This window comes from Facklamia languida CCUG 37842 (genome assembly GCF_000245795.1).
Taxonomy (GTDB): Bacteria; Bacillota; Bacilli; order Lactobacillales; family Aerococcaceae; genus Facklamia; species Facklamia languida.
In genome coordinates this window covers 780,106-796,755 of the sequence record NZ_JH601133.1, presented here as the reverse complement: position 1 = coordinate 796,755, position 16,650 = coordinate 780,106, and the positions used below count along the sequence as shown (strand labels likewise).

The 16,650-nt window shown below is 45.0% G+C and carries 19 protein-coding genes and 1 other annotated feature; of the genes, 2 read left to right on the top strand and 17 right to left on the bottom strand.

Going from position 1 to position 16,650, the window contains the following annotated elements; translation table 11 throughout:
- A partial coding sequence (locus HMPREF9708_RS03660; RefSeq protein WP_006308749.1) for a YSIRK-type signal peptide-containing protein occupies positions 1–428 on the bottom strand: 428 nt, incomplete at its 3' end.
- Positions 429–731: 303 nt separating this feature from the next.
- Between HMPREF9708_RS03660 and HMPREF9708_RS03655 the strand changes: the two genes are divergently transcribed.
- Positions 732–1,754: a hypothetical protein gene (locus tag HMPREF9708_RS03655; RefSeq protein ID WP_006308748.1), complete on the top strand. Its 1,023-nt coding sequence runs from the start codon at positions 732–734 to the stop codon at positions 1,752–1,754.
- 18 nt (positions 1,755–1,772) lie between these two features.
- Positions 1,773–2,987, top strand: a complete 1,215-nt coding sequence (locus tag HMPREF9708_RS03650; protein WP_006308747.1) for a hypothetical protein — start codon at positions 1,773–1,775, stop codon at positions 2,985–2,987.
- 437 nt (positions 2,988–3,424) lie between these two features.
- Here HMPREF9708_RS03650 and HMPREF9708_RS08595 read toward each other — a convergent pair whose 3' ends face one another.
- From HMPREF9708_RS08595 to ychF, 16 genes are all read right to left on the bottom strand, one after another.
- A complete protein-coding gene (locus tag HMPREF9708_RS08595) occupies positions 3,425–4,540 on the bottom strand; it encodes an LPXTG cell wall anchor domain-containing protein (protein ID WP_006308746.1) in 1,116 nt (371 codons plus the stop codon).
- A 300-nt stretch (positions 4,541–4,840) separates the two neighbouring features.
- Positions 4,841–6,061: a sensor histidine kinase gene (locus HMPREF9708_RS03640; RefSeq protein WP_006308745.1), complete on the bottom strand. Its 1,221-nt coding sequence runs from the start codon at positions 6,059–6,061 to the stop codon at positions 4,841–4,843.
- Positions 6,051–6,554, bottom strand: coding sequence for a hypothetical protein (locus tag HMPREF9708_RS03635; RefSeq protein ID WP_006308744.1), 504 nt, complete (start codon positions 6,552–6,554; stop codon positions 6,051–6,053). Before HMPREF9708_RS03635 ends, HMPREF9708_RS03640 begins: the two co-directional genes overlap by 11 nt.
- A gap of 11 nt (positions 6,555–6,565) precedes the next feature.
- Complete coding sequence (locus HMPREF9708_RS03630; protein WP_006308743.1) at positions 6,566–7,273, bottom strand: response regulator transcription factor; 708 nt, start codon at positions 7,271–7,273, stop codon at positions 6,566–6,568.
- Positions 7,274–7,758: 485 nt separating this feature from the next.
- A complete protein-coding gene (gene rplL, locus HMPREF9708_RS03625) occupies positions 7,759–8,133 on the bottom strand; it encodes a 50S ribosomal protein L7/L12 (RefSeq protein WP_006308742.1) in 375 nt (124 codons plus the stop codon).
- Positions 8,134–8,192: 59 nt separating this feature from the next.
- Complete coding sequence (rplJ, locus tag HMPREF9708_RS03620) at positions 8,193–8,729, bottom strand: 50S ribosomal protein L10 (RefSeq protein ID WP_006308741.1); 537 nt, start codon at positions 8,727–8,729, stop codon at positions 8,193–8,195.
- Positions 8,730–8,767: 38 nt separating this feature from the next.
- Positions 8,768–8,889: a sequence feature (ribosomal protein L10 leader region), on the bottom strand.
- 37 nt (positions 8,890–8,926) lie between these two features.
- A complete protein-coding gene (gene rplA / locus HMPREF9708_RS03615; RefSeq protein WP_006308740.1) occupies positions 8,927–9,616 on the bottom strand; it encodes a 50S ribosomal protein L1 in 690 nt (229 codons plus the stop codon).
- Positions 9,617–9,697: 81 nt separating this feature from the next.
- On the bottom strand, positions 9,698–10,123 hold the full coding sequence (gene rplK / locus HMPREF9708_RS03610; protein WP_006308739.1) for a 50S ribosomal protein L11: 426 nt from the start codon (positions 10,121–10,123) through the stop codon (positions 9,698–9,700).
- Between the two features lie 157 nt (positions 10,124–10,280).
- The gene (locus HMPREF9708_RS03605; RefSeq protein WP_006308738.1) at positions 10,281–11,066 is read right to left on the bottom strand and encodes a hypothetical protein; all 786 of its coding nucleotides are present in this window, start codon (positions 11,064–11,066) and stop codon (positions 10,281–10,283) included.
- Between the two features lie 41 nt (positions 11,067–11,107).
- The gene (nusG, locus tag HMPREF9708_RS03600) at positions 11,108–11,647 is read right to left on the bottom strand and encodes a transcription termination/antitermination protein NusG (RefSeq protein WP_006308737.1); all 540 of its coding nucleotides are present in this window, start codon (positions 11,645–11,647) and stop codon (positions 11,108–11,110) included.
- Positions 11,648–11,758: 111 nt separating this feature from the next.
- The gene (gene secE / locus HMPREF9708_RS03595; RefSeq protein WP_006308736.1) at positions 11,759–11,938 is read right to left on the bottom strand and encodes a preprotein translocase subunit SecE; all 180 of its coding nucleotides are present in this window, start codon (positions 11,936–11,938) and stop codon (positions 11,759–11,761) included.
- A gap of 16 nt (positions 11,939–11,954) precedes the next feature.
- Complete coding sequence (gene rpmG, locus HMPREF9708_RS03590) at positions 11,955–12,107, bottom strand: 50S ribosomal protein L33 (protein WP_006308735.1); 153 nt, start codon at positions 12,105–12,107, stop codon at positions 11,955–11,957.
- Positions 12,108–12,323: 216 nt separating this feature from the next.
- Positions 12,324–12,866 (bottom strand): peptide-methionine (S)-S-oxide reductase MsrA, encoded by a 543-nt coding sequence (gene msrA / locus HMPREF9708_RS03585; RefSeq protein WP_006308734.1) that lies wholly within the window; start codon positions 12,864–12,866, stop codon positions 12,324–12,326.
- 124 nt (positions 12,867–12,990) lie between these two features.
- Entirely contained in the window at positions 12,991–14,421 is a 1,431-nt protein-coding gene (locus tag HMPREF9708_RS03580) for a D-alanyl-D-alanine carboxypeptidase family protein (RefSeq protein ID WP_006308733.1), read from the bottom strand.
- Positions 14,422–14,677: 256 nt separating this feature from the next.
- Positions 14,678–15,526 (bottom strand): DUF1129 domain-containing protein, encoded by an 849-nt coding sequence (locus HMPREF9708_RS03575; RefSeq protein WP_006308732.1) that lies wholly within the window; start codon positions 15,524–15,526, stop codon positions 14,678–14,680.
- Between the two features lie 15 nt (positions 15,527–15,541).
- Positions 15,542–16,642 carry a redox-regulated ATPase YchF gene (gene ychF / locus HMPREF9708_RS03570; RefSeq protein WP_006308731.1) on the bottom strand — a complete coding sequence of 367 codons (1,101 nt, stop codon included), beginning with the start codon at positions 16,640–16,642 and terminating at the stop codon, positions 15,542–15,544.
- Positions 16,643–16,650: the final 8 nt, after the last annotated feature.

Here is a 16,650-nt window from a genome sequence, read left to right as displayed (position 1 = left end):
GGTGCTTCTGGGTTTACTCCATTGGATGGTAATGGTTCAGTCACTTCTTCAACTGGCGCAAATGGTGCTTCTGGGTTTACTCCATTGGATGGTAATGGTTCAGTCACTTCTTCAACTGGCGCAAATGGTGCTTCTGGGTTTTCATAGTTTGCTTCACTTGGTTCAGTCACTTCTTCAACATCATGACCAGGTACCTCAGTGTCTACGCTTCCCTGCATCCAAGGTGCTTCAGGTTGAGTGTATGAGATTGAAGGTGGGAATGGTTCGAATGGTAATTCTGGATTATAACCAGCAGCCTTCTCATTCTTTGAATGAAGAATTGATAAATCTGCTGCATCAACACTTCCGCTAGTTAAGAAGCTAGCGACTGCGATTGACGCAACCCCAACAGTTAATTTACGGATTGAGAAACGAGTATCTTTTTTCATGATCTTCCTCCTGAAAATATGATTAGTTAATTAGTGACAATAAGCGACAAATCTACCTATTAGTATCTTAATTAAAACCCTCCCATAAGGCAAGTAGATTTCACAAAAATTATAAAATGTAATATTTGTAACAATTACATTGTTTATCCTTTTCTGTTGCGCAATCACCTTAAAAATGCCAGTCATCATTTGGACCCTATTAGTTCACTTTAAAAATCTTGATATTTTAAGTTTTATTTTTATTTCTTAGGATAATTTGATAGAATACACTTGTTAATAGTATAAAGTACAAGGAGTTAGGAAATGAATCGATTGAATCTTAAGAGAGCGGGGTTGTCCTTGGTGATGGGAGTGATGGTGGCCTCGTCAACTAGCGTTGCAGCGCAAGACACTTCCCCTCTCTACGTGCCTCGTCCCGCAAGCCCGTCTGAATTAAAGCGTGCGTCTGAGTCTAAAGATCCTCAAACTTCAGAAGAAGGAAAAGACCAGGCCACCTCGTCATCTGACTTTGAACTGATGGATGACTTTGTCGTCTACCCGCGTAACACTTTCCTTTCTAAGAAGGGGCTGGAAGCTTTCGCTAAGAAGCTCGACCAGGATTCACGCACGAAGGGGCAGTTCGAAGTTGAAGATGTCTCAGACGATGAAACTTATGAATTAGAAGTACGGTATGCAGCGGATGCTGACCCCGATAAGGAGCCGATTGTACTCTATCAATACTTTGGCTTCGATAAGGACTCCGAGGCCCAGGACTTTGTGGACCAGTCTCTTAAGGAATATCCCGACCTCTTCTTCGCTGGCGAAGTCGTGCCATCCTTTGACCGGTCTGGCAAGTATGATATTGCCTTTGGCTTACGACCAGGTGTGGATAGCTTCGCCTTTGATGTCGACCTTGAGAATAAGGAGATCTTCTATACGACTTCCCGTAAGCCCTTCACTTACGAATATGAGGAGGGAGAAGAGGATCCTTATCAAGCAGCCATCGAAGCAGCCTTCCCAGGGCAATTCGAATTTGAAGAAGAGACCGTTGGTGGTAAGAACCAGGTGACCATGAACCAAGTGTCGATGGTCGAGGAAGATACCCAAGAACAGGGTCAAGAATCTGACTCCCAAGAGGCAAGCGCGGACCGTGATTCCGACAATTCCTCTAAGGGCTTCTTCTCAAAAGTTAAAGATACCTTAACCAACTGGATTACCGCCATTAACCTCAATGAAACATTAATTAACTTAGGTGTGCCAAAGCATCTAGTCAGCACTGTTATTGTTGTCGGTGTCATTGCCTTGATCTTAATCGGCCTGCTCTTAATTGTTTTAGGTAAACGCTAAAGAAAGGAAGAATAATCGATGAAATTCAAAAAAACAACCCTAGTCTTATCAACCGCCTTAACCCTATCAACAATTTCTCCTGTCTTCGCCCAAGATGAACCGGTGAATCCAGCACCTCCAGCTACGACGACCGCTCCACCTGCTACGACGACCGCTCCGCCCGCTACGACAACCGCTCCACCCGCTACGACGACCGCACCAACAGAAACAACAACTGCTCCACCAGAAACAACAACTGATCCTAACCCTGAAAAACCGGCAGATCCTAAGGATAAAGACAAAGATGATCAAACTCCGCCTAAAGATAATGAAGAAAAACCAAATGACTCTAATGAAGGAAGTCAACCTGGTAATAATGAAAACCCAGCAGATAACCATGATGAAAATAATTCAACTTCTCCAACCGAAGAACAAACGACAACAGTAGCCCCCACTACTACTCGTCCTAATACCCGTCCACCTCACCGGCCAACAGTTCCACAACCTTCTAACAACCCTAACCAATACCAACCAGTTCAACCTGTTCAGCCTGTCCAACCTGCTGAGGAAGTCCTACCAGAGGTAGAGGAGGAAGTTACGGAACCCATTAACCTGTTAGAAGGCGACTTTGTAACCTTCAATGCCAATGTATATCAAGATGAAGCAGAAGCTGATCGCTTGATCCAGATGATTGAAGAAGATGAGGCTACCAAGGACCGGTTTGTCGCTGAGAAAGAAATTGTTGAAGATGGTGAAGAGACCTTTATCCTTGTTCGTGTAACCTATGCGGAAGATATTGAAGAAGATGGACGTTATATCCTCTTCTATGTTCCGACAAACTTTGAAGACCAAATGGAAGCTCAAGAATACCTCGAAGAACAGATGAACCGCTTCCCCGATGTCTTTATTGCTGGACAAATTGTCACAGCGGACAATCATTACAATGTGATCTTTGGTATTCGCCCAGGCGCTGACACCCAACAAGTCCTTTATGATGAAGAGACCTTTGACGTGCTCTACCAAGCAGACCGTAAGGAATACACTTATACGGTTAAGCTCAATCCTGAGACTGGAAGCTTCGATGATCCAATCCAAGAAGCCGTTGAGAAAGCTTTCCCAGGAGAATTCACCTTCACGACCAATCCGATCTCTGAGACGGAAGTGGAAGTGACCATGACCCCTGTTCCTCAAGAAGAGGCAGACAATGAAGATTCACAGCTTGAAACCATCGAGCTCGATGAAGACAATGAATAATGCTTAATAGGATTACAGTAAGTCAGCCCATCTAAAGTGATGGACTGGCTTTTTTAATCCCAAACGACGCAGTAAAAGCGGGCTAGTGACACGATCTTGAATAATACATCGCTACTGGTGACAGGAAGGTATGGATAAACCGGATCGGTGAGTAAACAGCGGATAGAAAGCTTAGTGTCTTGTTCTTGAACAGAATCTGGGGAGAAATGGATATTTGGGTCTTTAATATTTAGGCGATTTATTATACCATGAGCCTTACACAGGGTCCTTTCTGTTCTAGGGTAGCACTTTAAATATATCGAACTTCTGTGTTTTTGTGTATGTAAAAATAGGGTTGATGGAAGATTTTTTCTTCCATCAACCCTATAAATTATAGAACCAAAAAAAGAAGAACAGATTGCTCTGTTCTTCTCCTTGATTTAATTGGTTAGTAAGAATTAAGCGTCTTTACGAGCTTTAGATACTAAACCGAATCCAGCTAATACTGATAATAATGCTGCAGAGTAAACTGCTACAGTTGAAGCTTCACCAGTTTGTGGTAATTCAGCTTTCTTACCATCTTTGCCATCTTTACCAGGTTTGTTTTCACCAGGTTTGTTTTCACCAGGTTTGTTTCCGTCTTCTTCACCTGGAGCTTCTGGCTTCTTGTCACCATCTTGAGAAGGTGCAAATTCATCGTCTTGTAATTTACCTTCTACTGGGTTCTTTACAGTTCCGTTAGTTCCAGCAATTTTTTCGTAAGTTGTGAAGACATAGTACTTACCATTTGCAAACATTGGGAATGATCCTGGGAATGCAGCCATAGCTTCTTCATAAGAGTTGAATTCGTAAACTAATTTAGGTAATTTGTTAGTATAAACTAAGTATTTACCAGATGCTGCATCATACATTGGGTTTGCATCGAAGCCAAATGCTTCATAAGCTTCTTGTTCAGTCGCAAATGCGTATTGTAAACGTGGAGCTTGGTCAGTGTATACACGGTAAACGCCATCTTCAAAGATTGGGCTTAAGTTAGGGAATGCATTCACTGCGTCTTGTACAGATGCGAAAGTGTAAGCTTTTTGGCCTTGTACGTCAGTGAAAGCTACATAATCTCCAGTAGCTGGATCGTACATAATGTGGTTGTTTGGATAAGCTTCTACTGCTTCTTTTAAAGTTGGGAAGTGACGACCAACGTTTTCAAAAGCGTTCTTTTGAGCGTCTTTTTCAACTTTATCTTCAGTTCCGAATGGATCTTCAGCTTCATCAAGATCATAAGATTCTTCTACAGGAGCTGGATTACCCTTTTCATCTGGGCTTCCGATTTGTTGAGGATCTTCAGCAACTACAGGTGCAGCAGTATCAACAATGTAGAACAATCCGCCTTCTTCTTTAACTTCTAAAGTCTTACCAACTGTTTGATTGTTTGCTGCCCATCCTTCAGCGTCAGCTTTTGAATGGAACACAGGAGCGTTAACGTCAACGTTAGCTGGTGCAGCGAATACAGAAGAAGCACCTGCAAGAGTTAGGGCAACTGCAGAAGTTGCAACGATTTTAACTAATGATTTTTTCATAGTAATACCTCTTTCTTTTTTGTCCTTTATTCCCTTAAAACTTATGTAACTTAACTACAACTGTAGTATAACAAGTTCTTTAGTAAAAATCAAGACCTTCTATAAAAATTCTTTATTTCTTTAGAAAATCTTTAACTTTCGCCTAAAGTCTTTAAGTTTTGCGGGTTGATTGTAGTTTAACGAATGTCTTTATAAAAGTAAAGGTTTTCTAAAGATTTTTAAGACTACAAATTGATGTCAGACTTGTAATATTTGTAACAATACGTGGCTTCCCTTGATTTGGCGATCTTCTAACCTAGCTTAGTGGGGCTTGTCTTCTGGATGGGCTTTGGGTAGACACATGCGGAAGACCAGTTCTTGCTCCTCAACCAGGGCAAAAACATGGCCATGATGGGCTTGAATAAAATTCTTAACAATGGAGAGTCCCAATCCTGACCCCTTCTCCTTGGAATTACGCGATTGATCACTCCGGTAGCTCCGCTCGAAGATCTTGTTTAATTCAGCTTCTTCTAATAATTCGCCATCGTTACGGACCTCTAGAATCACCCAGCTTTTAACAGGATTGATTCGCTTGACTTGGCAAGAAGAGGGGAGGTCGAGTGCCTTTAGATTCTGAGCGGGATAGGCCTTGACCACAATCTGGCTGGCGCCTGTCCCATACTTCAGGGCATTCGTGATCAGATTATTGAAGACGCGCGCCATCTTGTTCGGGTCCATGTGGAGGTTGAGATCTTCTGGGCTCACATCCGTTACCAGTTCGACCCCCTTGGCCTGACTGGCCAGATAGAAGTCCGCCGCCAATTGTTCAATAAAAGGAAGGAGGGGGATGGTCTGGCAGGTTAATTGAATGGTCGCATTCAATGAAGAGGTGTAGTCGAAGAGATCATTGACTAATTCCCGCATCTCCTTGGATTTATTATAAGCAACTTCAATATATTGTTGCCGGTCCTGATCACTCGTCTGAGGATTCTTAGCTAGGTCGAGATAACCAATGACTGAAGTCAGAGGAGTTCGGATATCATGACCAATATTATTCATTAATTCATCCTTAGACCGCTCTGCCTTGTCGCGATCTTCTAAGGCCTGGTTAATACTTTCCATCAGAATATTAATGTCTTGAGCCAATTTTAGGTGTTCGCCCGCGTAGTCTTCTGGCACCCGCAGGTGGTAGTCGCCTTGGGCCATCAGGGAGATATAAGAGCGAATATAGGAGAGAGCAATCCGATCACGGGTCTTCACCACTTGGTAGATCACCGCGATCGTTAGAATGAAGACATAGATTAGAATCAGCCACTGTTCCCCCCGACTATAAACACCTGGTGTTCGCAGAATGTAATTGGATACTTCCCAATCTAATTCATTGGCAGTAAATAAGAGTATCTGTCGATAGGAGAAGTATATAAATAAGAAGAGAAAGGAAACGAGCCCAGCCGTTACCAGTACATTTAGGATGATGCTGGCCTTCTCTGTTCGATTTAATTGGACGCTGGATTGACGTAAGGACGGGTATTTATCGTACATGAGGGTCACTTCCTGGCTGGACCTTGAGGGACTTTTTAGCGGGGTTTTTTAGGACTTGGCGGATTCCAATGACTAAGGAGAGACCGTAGAGGCCGATGAGTCCCCAGACGGTCTTCTCATAGACATCGGGATGGTTGATTAACCACCACGCGGGTTCCCAATCCAAACGGTTAGCAGCAAACAAGAGCCCCGCCCGGAAGGCATAATAGAGAATGAGGAAGATAAAGGAAAGGGTCCCAGCCGTAATCAGGACATTCAGCAGGGGATGACGGTGAGCCACTTTGTCTCCTGGAGTCGGTTCCTTCGTGACAGAAACTGTTGCTGGCTCAGGGTTCGACTTAAAGGCGATCGAGTCGACTTGTCGTTGGCGGCGGGCCAAGCGGGCTTGGTAGACCTGGTCGGGATCCTTAACCTGACGGCGGACCCGGTTTGGATGAGAGGGGGGCGTTTGTACTTGTCTAGAAGGCGTTGTATGCTTGGACTTATTTGGCATTGTAATGGCTCCTAATCTTCAATCTTATAACCCACACCCCAAACAGTCTGAACCACCTGGTTGCCTTGGGTTGCCTGGCTAATCTTATTGCGCAAGTTGCTGACATGGACCATGACGGTCTTAGACGAACCGTTCGCCTTATTGGACCAGACATGGTCGAGGATCTCTTCAGCCGAGAAGACCTTGCCTCGGTTCTGAGCTAAGAGGATGAGGATCTCATACTCTAAGACAGTCAATTTGATGGTCTCACCGTGGTGGGTCTGTACCCGGTGAGAAGGCAGGTCGATGATAATCGCACCCAGATCAATCTGGTCTGCCGCTGGCCGGCTCACAGGGGACGAATTGGTATTCAAGCCCTGCCGGCGCAAGAGGCTCTTAACCCGGGCGATGACTTCTAAGGGTTCGAAGGGCTTAGTGACATAATCATCCGCCCCCGATAAGAGACCATAGATCTTATCGGTTTGTTCTTGCTTGGCTGAGACGAAGATGACTGGCAATTGAATATTTTGAGACCTAAGGTCCTTGAGCACTTCCAAGCCTGTCTTATTGGGCATCATAATATCTAAGAGGGCAATATCAATATCTGAATGTTGATGAACAAGGTCTAAGGCTTCTTGGCCATCATTGGCTAAGAGGCAGTCATAGCCTTCGTTTCGCATGTAGATTGAGAGCAGGTCGAGAATGGCTGGATCATCATCTGCAATCAGTACTTTAACCATGGTTCCTTCCTCCTTTAATTGGTTTCCTTCCTATTATAACCAATTTTTGAATAATTCGTAAGCAGTTCATCTTTTCCTTTGGTTCACTTATTAAACACAAACAATCGTTTAAAAGAAGACAATACCCAATGCTTAATTACAGGAGACCGCCCTCCAAAGCAGAGCTTTTCCGGGCTCGGTCCACTAGGCAATGCCTAGACGGTAAACCGCAAAGCATTGCACGCTACGTGGATCCGTCCTTTTTCCTTTGATTAAGCGTAGGGTATTGCCTTCTTTTATTTTTAGTCCTTATATTAATTTTGTCTCTCAATCGGACCCTTCATTAAAAGTCTATTTCTATTAGTCTAAGTGACTTAATTTAACTTTACCTAGGGATTAGAGGGGGTTCCATGTAATGAATAAGCGACAGGGTCTGCTTTGTGAATATAAAAAAGTCCTTCACCTGACGAATCAGGTAAAGGACTTGTAGACGGGATAAGTATGAATTACTTAACTTCAACCACTCCGCCAACTTCTTCGATTTTAGCTTTCAATTCTTCTGCTTCTTCCTTAGCAACGCCTTCTTTAATTGGTTTTGGAGCGTTGTCAACTAATTCTTTTGCTTCTTTCAAGCCTAGGCCAGTTGCTTCACGAACTGCCTTGATAACCTTGATCTTAGCGTCACCAGCAGAAGCTAGGATCACGTCAAATTCAGTCTTTTCAGCGGCTGCTTCGCCACCTGCTGCAGGTGCTGCTGCAACGGCTACAGGAGCTGCTGCTGATACACCGAATTCTTCTTCGATTGCTTTAACTAAGTCGTTTAATTCAACAACTGTTGCTGCTTTGATATCTTCAATAATTTGTTCAATGTTTAATGCCATGATGATTTCCTCCAAATTTGATTATTTTTTGCTTTATCTTTATGCGGCAGACAATGTCTCTATGCGGCACCCTTTTGGTCGATCACGCCATTTAAAGCGTAAACCATTTGTTGAGCAGGGTTTGCTTGAGATAGAACAGATGCAACGTTGCGCATTGGTGCTTGAAGTACAGAGAGTAACATAGATAGTAACTCTTCGCGTCCAGGCATCTTTGCGACTTGCTCGATCATTTCCTTTGAAGCGGCTTTGCCTTCAACGATCCCACCTCGGATTGTGAGGGTGTCATTGTCTTTGGCATAGTTTGCTGAGATCTTAGCAGGGTTCACCACATCATCTGAGAAGACGATAGCTGAAGGCCCCTTGAAGAGGTCTTCTGGAACTTCAATGCCTGCTTCAGCAGCGGCACGACGAAGCATTGTATTCTTAACAACCTTCATTTGTACGCCGGCTTCACGTAATTGCTTACGATAATCTGTGACTTCTTCTACGGTTAACCCAAGATAGTCAACGACAACAATTGTTGCAGCATTCTTAAGGTCTTCAGTAATCTCAGCCACTTCTTGGGCTTTTGCGTTTAGGACTGCTTCCTTAACCATTCGATTCATTCACCTCCAACAAGTTTATATAGAGATCTTTATGCAAATAAAAATCTCTATGTCACCTAGACATAGAGATAGCTTCCTCGATTGGGAACTTCCTCGGTAAGAAATTAAGGCTTGTGCCACTTACTGTCTTAGGTCGTTTAAAATACTGTTATATGATAGGCATAATTTTGCCTTTTGTCAACTAGAAATTAAAGACTTTCAACATCAATCTTGATGCCAGGGCCGAAGGTTGTTGAAAGAGCAAGGTTGGTGATGTAAGTTCCCTTAGCTGTAGCAGGTTTAACACGAAGGATTTGTTCGTGAAGGGCCTTAAAGTTCTCTAATAACTTGGTCTCATCAAAGGATACCTTACCAATTGGAACGTTCACGATTCCTGCCTTGTCGGCACGATAGGTCACTTGACCAGCCTTGATATCTGTAACTGCCTTGGTCACATCCATTGTCACGGTTCCAGTCTTAGGGTTTGGCATTAAGCCTTTTGGTCCTAAGACCCGTCCAAGACGTCCAACTTGTCCCATCATATCAGGGGTTGCTACCATCACGTCGAAGTCTAACCAACCACCGTTAATCTTGTTGATTAAGTCTTCTTCCCCAACATAATCTGCACCTGCTGCTTCGGCTTCATTCGCCTTTTCGCCACGTGCGATTACAACGACTCTTTGTGTCTTACCCGTTCCGTGAGGGAGAACCATTGCGCCACGAATTTGTTGGTCTGCCTTCTTCACGTCAATGTTTAAGTTGTAAGAAACTTCAACTGATGCATCGAATTTAGCGAAGTCGATTTCTTTTGCTAATGCAATTGCTTCCGTTGCATCATATTTTTTAGTGCGGTCTACTTTTTCTTTAGCCGCTAAGTAATTTTTGCTTTTCTTAGCCATTTTATTTCCTCCTATATTTGTGGTTATTCGGGATTTCCCTCCCACACCCGATAGAAACGGGGCGAGAAGCTACGCTGACGATTAGTCTTGAATGGTAATGCCCATTGAGCGAGCAGTTCCTTCAACCATCCGCATTGCAGCTTCTACATCGGCTGCGTTTAAGTCTTGCATTTTAGTTTCGGCAATTTCACGGACTTGGTCACGTGTAACAGAGCCAACTTTATTCTTGTTTGGTTCACCAGAAGCCTTTTGTAAGCCAGCTGCCTTCTTAAGTAGGACAGGTGCTGGTGGTGTCTTGGTAATGAAGCTGAATGAACGGTCTTCATAAACATCAATCACCACCGGGATAATCATCCCTTGTTGGTCTTGGGTACGTGCATTAAATTCCTTAGTAAAGGACATAATGTTCACGCCGGCTTGACCTAACGCTGGTCCGACTGGTGGAGCGGGACTCGCTTGTCCTGCTGGAATTTGTAATTTAACTTGAGTGACAACTTTTTTAGCCACGAAGATTCCTCCTTATGTCATTTTTTCGTGATGTGGTCATTGGAGCGCCGAACAGCACCCCTCCCACTCAATGCCTGTAAACAAGCGTTTATCGGCACCGAAGCATTATAGCAGAATGTTTTATTTAATTCAAGCAGTTTTTTACCAGGACTGCTTTTTAATCTTCTTTATGATCAGCAGCTTGTTTCCATTGCAAGTAGCTATAGCGACCATAAAGGCTGGTAAGGACAACCAATAAGACAAGGACAATATAGAAGATTATCGGGTCTTGAGCCTGAAAGCTCAACCTTGGCCAGTGATGGCACAATAGAGCGACCAAATAGACCAATAAAGGCGGAACCAAGGCAGGGTTGCCATACTTCACATAGAGGTAGAAGACACCTCCTGCTAAGACCATTAAGACAATTCCAGCTATGGTCACGGCCAAGACGGGATAGTGGCCCAATCCAATCCGGATGCAGTAGTCATAAAAGGCCCACAAGGCCAAGACCAGAACGGAAGAGGTTAAGGCGCCAATTGGAAACTTTAAAAACCAGGGATTCGTCCTGAGGATGGGCTTCAAGGAGATGACTTGAACGAGTCGGACCAGAAGCTGACCATTCAAGAGGGCAAAAACCATCATACTCAAATGGATGTCGTAGATCCAGGATAAGAAGAGGACCACTTGAAATAAGTAGAAACGCCCGAGTTCAGGGGCCAGGAATTGTTGATAGTGGGTCTTGAAGGCCTGGTTCTTTCTCAGCCAGGGGATAGCCACCGGGATGCCTTGCCAGAGGGCCAGTCCCCAAACTAGGTATAAGAGCCAAGCTTGGGGAGACAGGCGATGGACGAGGCTCGGGTCGCCTCCAGTAAAGCCAAGGCTAAACCAAGCCAAGAGGAACAATTGACCGATCCAGCCAGCCATGGCCAAATAGTCTGTCCATTTTTTGGATTGTGGGTTCATTGACTACTCCTTTATTAACCATGGACAAAACATAATGGCTGCTAGAAGTCCTGTTTGTTGACTTGCAGGAAGTCTAATTCAGCGACCGTTTCACGACCGAACATCTCGATGACAACCTTCAGTTTCTGAGTCTCTTCATTGACTTCTTCGATGATACCGGTCATGCCTGAGAAGGCACCATCAGTGATCTCAACCGTATCTCCCACCTTCACATTCAGCTGAACCTTCTGAGCTGGCTTCTTACCTAAGATAGCATCCATCTCTTCTGGTAAGAGGGGAGCGGGCTTAGATCCTGCACCGTGAGATCCCACAAATCCTGTCACACCCGGGGTGTTTCGAACAATGAACCAAGACTCATCCGACATTACCATTTCAACTAAGACATAACCTGGGAAGGTCTTTTGGATTTTTGTCTTCTTTTCACCTTCATTAATCTCCGTAACTTCCTCTTCAGGCACTTCCACATTGAAGATAAAGTCGGACATATTCATACTCTCCGCCCGCATCAAAATATTCTCCTTGACCTTGTTCTCATAACCAGAATAGGTATGAAGAACATACCACTCTTTACTTGCTGCCATCTGGATTCCTCCTTTTTTTAATTCAAAATAAAAAACCTACATATCTTGGTTCAATAGTAGGTCTTGCTGCTATTCTATTATAGCATCTTTTTGTCATTAATAAATCTTTTTTTATGCGCCTAAGCGGATAAACCAATCAATTACGTTACCGAATACAAAGTCTGTTAAAGCAAAGTATAAGGATAAGATTAAGACCATGAATAGGACGGTCCAAGTAAATTTATTGGTATCGCGGGCTGAAGGCCATGTGACCTTCTTCATCTCTGCGGCTACTCCCTTTAAGTATTTCATCCTGTCTCCCCATTTCTTATTTGGTTTCTTTGTGTAGTGTATGCTTCTGGCAATGCTTGCAGAATTTCTTGAGTTCAAGGCGTTCCGTTTGACCCATTTGAGTGGGAATCACTTGATAATTACGATTGCCACACTCACTGCAGGCAAGTGCTGTCTTCTTTTGAGCCATATTCGAACCTCCTTTATTCAGATTGCGTCATTCCTAATAATAAGTTCAATCGCACCAACTGTCAAGCAGGGATCTTAAGATCGTAACGGCTTGTTTCGATAAAATATTAAAGCAGGCAGCCCCAGGGCTTAATTAAAGGGACCGCCCGCCAAAGCCAAGCTTTTCTGGGCTTGATCCCTAGTGATGCTATCTTTTTATGGCTCGCTTTTAACCCTCTTATTCTGGGTCTTCCGCTTTCACTTGGTGGTTCTTAATGAAATCTAGACGGCCTGATCCTTGGGCATAACGTTGGTAGTGTTCAGGATTAGTCTGGTAGAAGTTTTGGTGGTAGTCCTCTGCTGGATAGAAGGTTGTGGCTGGGGTAATTGGAACAGCGATAGGTCCTGAGAAGCGAGTGGACTGGTCAAGGGTTTCCTTAGAGGCTTCGGCTAACTCCTTTTGCTCTGGGCTGGTATAGAAGATCTCAGGTCGATAAGAAGACCCCCGGTCGACAAACTGACCCCCTGCATCCGTTGGGTCAACCGATGACCAATAGATGTCCAACAAGGTTTGGTAAGATATTTTCTCAGGGTCATAGGTAATCTTGACTGCTTCCGTATGTCCAGTGGTTCCAGTACAGACTTCTTTATAAGTTGGGTTTTCTTTGTGCCCTCCAGTATAACCGGATACCACCGATTCAACCCCATCCCATTGGTCGAAGGGATGGACCATACACCAGAAGCATCCTCCTGCAAAAATAGCGGTTTGTGTTTGACTCATAGTATCACTCCTTACTGATATGATAAGTATTATACGGTCTCATTTGTATTTTGGGGCATTTAATGCTTAAGAGACTCAACAATCAAAGAAATTCTCAGCTGGCCTCCAGTAAAAATTGACTCAATTAATTAAAGAGGTTGATAAAGAACTTACGGGTATAGTTCCAAGACTGGTCTGTGAAATCCACAATCCCTTGCCAAGTACGGGCCAACCAAGATGCTTCATCAATATCTTGACTGACGACAAGCCCTACGTCGTTCCCTTTACCGCTGGGGAGAATTGGAAGGGTATAGGCTTCAATATTCACTTCCAATCGGCCTAACTCCTGGTTGGCCTTGAGGGGGGCGGTCAAATAACCTTGGTCCGCTAAGGCTTCATTAGGTTGGAAGGTATAAGTTAATCTTGGGGCGGTATCAATAATGGGGACAACCAGCTTCAAGGATTCCTGGTACTTAACCGGGGCGACTGCTTGGGCACCATTTTCTACCCGAATGGCATCCACATGGTCACAGGGTGCGTCTTCCTGGAAGATTTCCTCCGTTCGGTAGGTATTAAAGGCATAGTCTAAGAGGCGGGCCGCCTTACGGTAAAGGAGGTCTTCATCAGCCACGCCGAGCACAACCACTATCGCCCGCAAGCCATCTCGTTCCGCGGTTGCGACCATGCTGTAGCCATCTTGCGGCGACCGGGTCAACATCAGACCGTCTAAGTCCTTGTATGACCGATTGTAATCCGCGCTTGCTAACATCTTATTGGGATTGTTCATCTCGAATTCATCGGAAGTCCCTTCCTGGAAGAGCTTCTGAGAGACCTGGGAATACTTGAGATAATCGGGATATTCCGCAAGCAGGTGGTAGGCAATGGTTGCCACCGTCTCCGCATCAAAGGCATTCGTATACCCTTCCTGATTAGAAGTCGCCTCTTGTGGGTCATATTGACTCGTCAGACCGGTCACATTTTCGATGCGAACGCCTTGAATGCCCCATGCCGCCAGCTGGTCTTCCATCTTCTGGATGAAGGCTTGCTCACTTCCGGCGACCGCTTCAGCTAGAGCCAGGCTGGCACCATTGGCTGAAGAAGTTCCAACCGCTTCAATTAGGTCTTCTAACCGGTAGGGCAGGTCCTGACGCAAGGGAACATTTTGAATATCGTAATCCTGGCTCAAAGCATAGGCTTCATCCGAGATCCAAATCTCTTGGTCACTTTTTAATTCACCTGCTTCAACCGCTTGGTAGGTCAAGTAGACCGTTAGGAGCTTGGTGATCGATGCAATCTCAACTGATTGGTCGGATTCGTGCTGGTAGAGAATTTGGCCATTCTCCCCATCTACGATAAAGGCTCCCTTGGCTTGCTTGAGGGTCGGCATACTGGCCAGGAGACCTTCAGGAATGGTGGTGGCCTTCTCATCTTGCGGTTCTTCCGTGAATGAAGTGGGGGGGTCTTGATGACCATCGGCCTGAATCTTAGACTGGCTCACTAGCACGCTGCCACCGATCACAAGCATTATGAATAGGAGGGAAATCCCCCAATAGATTCTTTTATTTATCCCACGCATGGTCATCACCTATCATCATTTTTTGTCTGTGATCCATTATAACCAAAAAGCCCCCACTTGCCTAATGATGAAAAATCGGTCCTTGAGCCTTTTAATAAATCTGACAAGATCTTGATTAAAAGCTTTTTTGGTCAATTTTTGGCAGTCAAAATTAACAACTAAAAAAGACCAATCGCTTGCGCAAGTGGTCTGGATCAAGGTTTGCACCTAGTGGGCATAAGTCCTTTGTAAGCTAGCACTTGTCTTAATGGTCTCCTTAAAAGAGACCACCGACAATCTTCCATTTGCGCTTCAAGTAGAAGCGAAGCGCAAAGGTCAAGGCAGCAATCGCAAGGTAGGTTGAGCCGGAAAGGACAGGATTCAGCTGGACAGGTAGGACCACTTGGCTGATCATCACCAACCCAATCCACGCCAGCATGGAAAGGGTTGAGACTAGGAAGTATTTCCCATAACCTCGCTCCCCTTTAGGAGCTTCCAGCTTGGGCATGACCTTAGAAGTTCGCAACATGGCATAGCCCGCCACCAGATAATTAATAATAATCGTCACAATCCCCATTAAGAAGCCGGCTTCCGCTTCACCTGGTCTCAGAGTGATCCCTAAGCCAGTGAAGAAGGTGAAGATGGAGCCTAGGATCAAGCCTCCATCGACTGCAATTTGCCAATCCGGTGAGATCCGGGCTTGTTCCTGGACTTGAATCTCTTGGTCAAGGATGACCTTGGCGGTCTCCATTGGGGTACCGTAGATCTGGCGAGCCGTCTGACTGGTCGCTTGACCCTCAATGAGGGTTGTCACCATTTCCTGGTAGACTAACTCGCGCTTGGCTAAATCGAGTTTTTCTTTTGCTAAATGCTTGTCTAAGTCCACCATGAATTGTTGGTTACGCTTGGTTAATTGGTTAAAGCGGTCCGCCTCAATCCCATCGATCAGAGAAGCACGTGTCGCATGACGCCTTACCGGTTCTTGGATTGGTGTTTCTTCTTGAGTAATTGCGTCTTCTTGCATTGGTGCATCTTCTTGAGTGATTGCGTCTTCTTGCATTGGTGCATCTTCTTGGATTGATGCATCTTCTTGGATTGGGGACTCAGTTTGGTTGGGTTCTCGCATCATAAAGCCTCCTTCTTAAACATTGAAACGGAAAAGCATAATATCACCGTCTTTGACCAGGTATTCCTTACCTTCCGACCGGTAATGACCGGCTTCTTTGACAGCGGACTCTGAACCGTAAGTGATCAGGTCTTGATAAGACATGGTCTCCGCTCGGATAAAGCCACGCTCGAAGTCCGAGTGGATCACACCAGCTGCTTGAGGTGCCTTCATTCCTTGCTTGAAGGTCCATGCCCGCACTTCCTTCTCACCCGCTGTAAAATAGGTCGCTAAGCCTAATAAGTGGTAAACGGATTGGATCAACCGGTCCAAGCCAGATTCGGTCATGCCATAGTCTTCTAGGAAGGACGCCTTCTCATCATCATCCAATTCCGCAATCTCTTCTTCCAGGCGGGCCGATACTGGAACGACTTCAGCCCCTTGTTGGCTGGCCAGTTCACGGACCTTAGCCAGGTGGGGGTTGGCTTCAGGATCTGCCACTTCTTCTTCCCCAATATTCGCCACATAGAGCATCTTCTTCCGTGTTAAGAGGAAGAGGTTCCGTACGTAAGGCAGCTGCTCATCATAGAAGTCGACCGCATTGGCCATCTGGTTATTTTCCAAGGCTTCCTTAAGCTTAATCAGGACTTCATACTCGGCGACTGCCTCTTTGTCCTTGGTTTTGGCAATTTTACTCACCCGTGTCAAACGTTTGTCAATGGTCTCTAAGTCAGCCAGGATTAATTCGAGGTTGATGGTCTCAATATCATCGATCGGATCCACCTTACCAGTCACATGGGTAATATTCGAGTCGTCAAAGCACCGTACGACATGACAAATGGCATCCACCTGTCGGATGTTGGCTAGGAACTTATTCCCCAAGCCTTCTCCCTTACTCGCCCCTTTGACAATCCCAGCAATGTCTGTAAATTCAATGGTCGTTGGAATGGTTTTTTGGGGATGGTAGATGGTAGCAATCTGGTCCAGCCGTTGGTCCGGCACTTCGACCACGCCCACATTAGGGTCAATGGTGGCAAAGGGATAGTTAGCGGCTTCGACACCCGCTTTGGTAATGGCATTAAATAGGGTTGACTTCCCAACATTAGGAAGTCCGACAATACCTGCTGTTAAAGACATATTTTCAC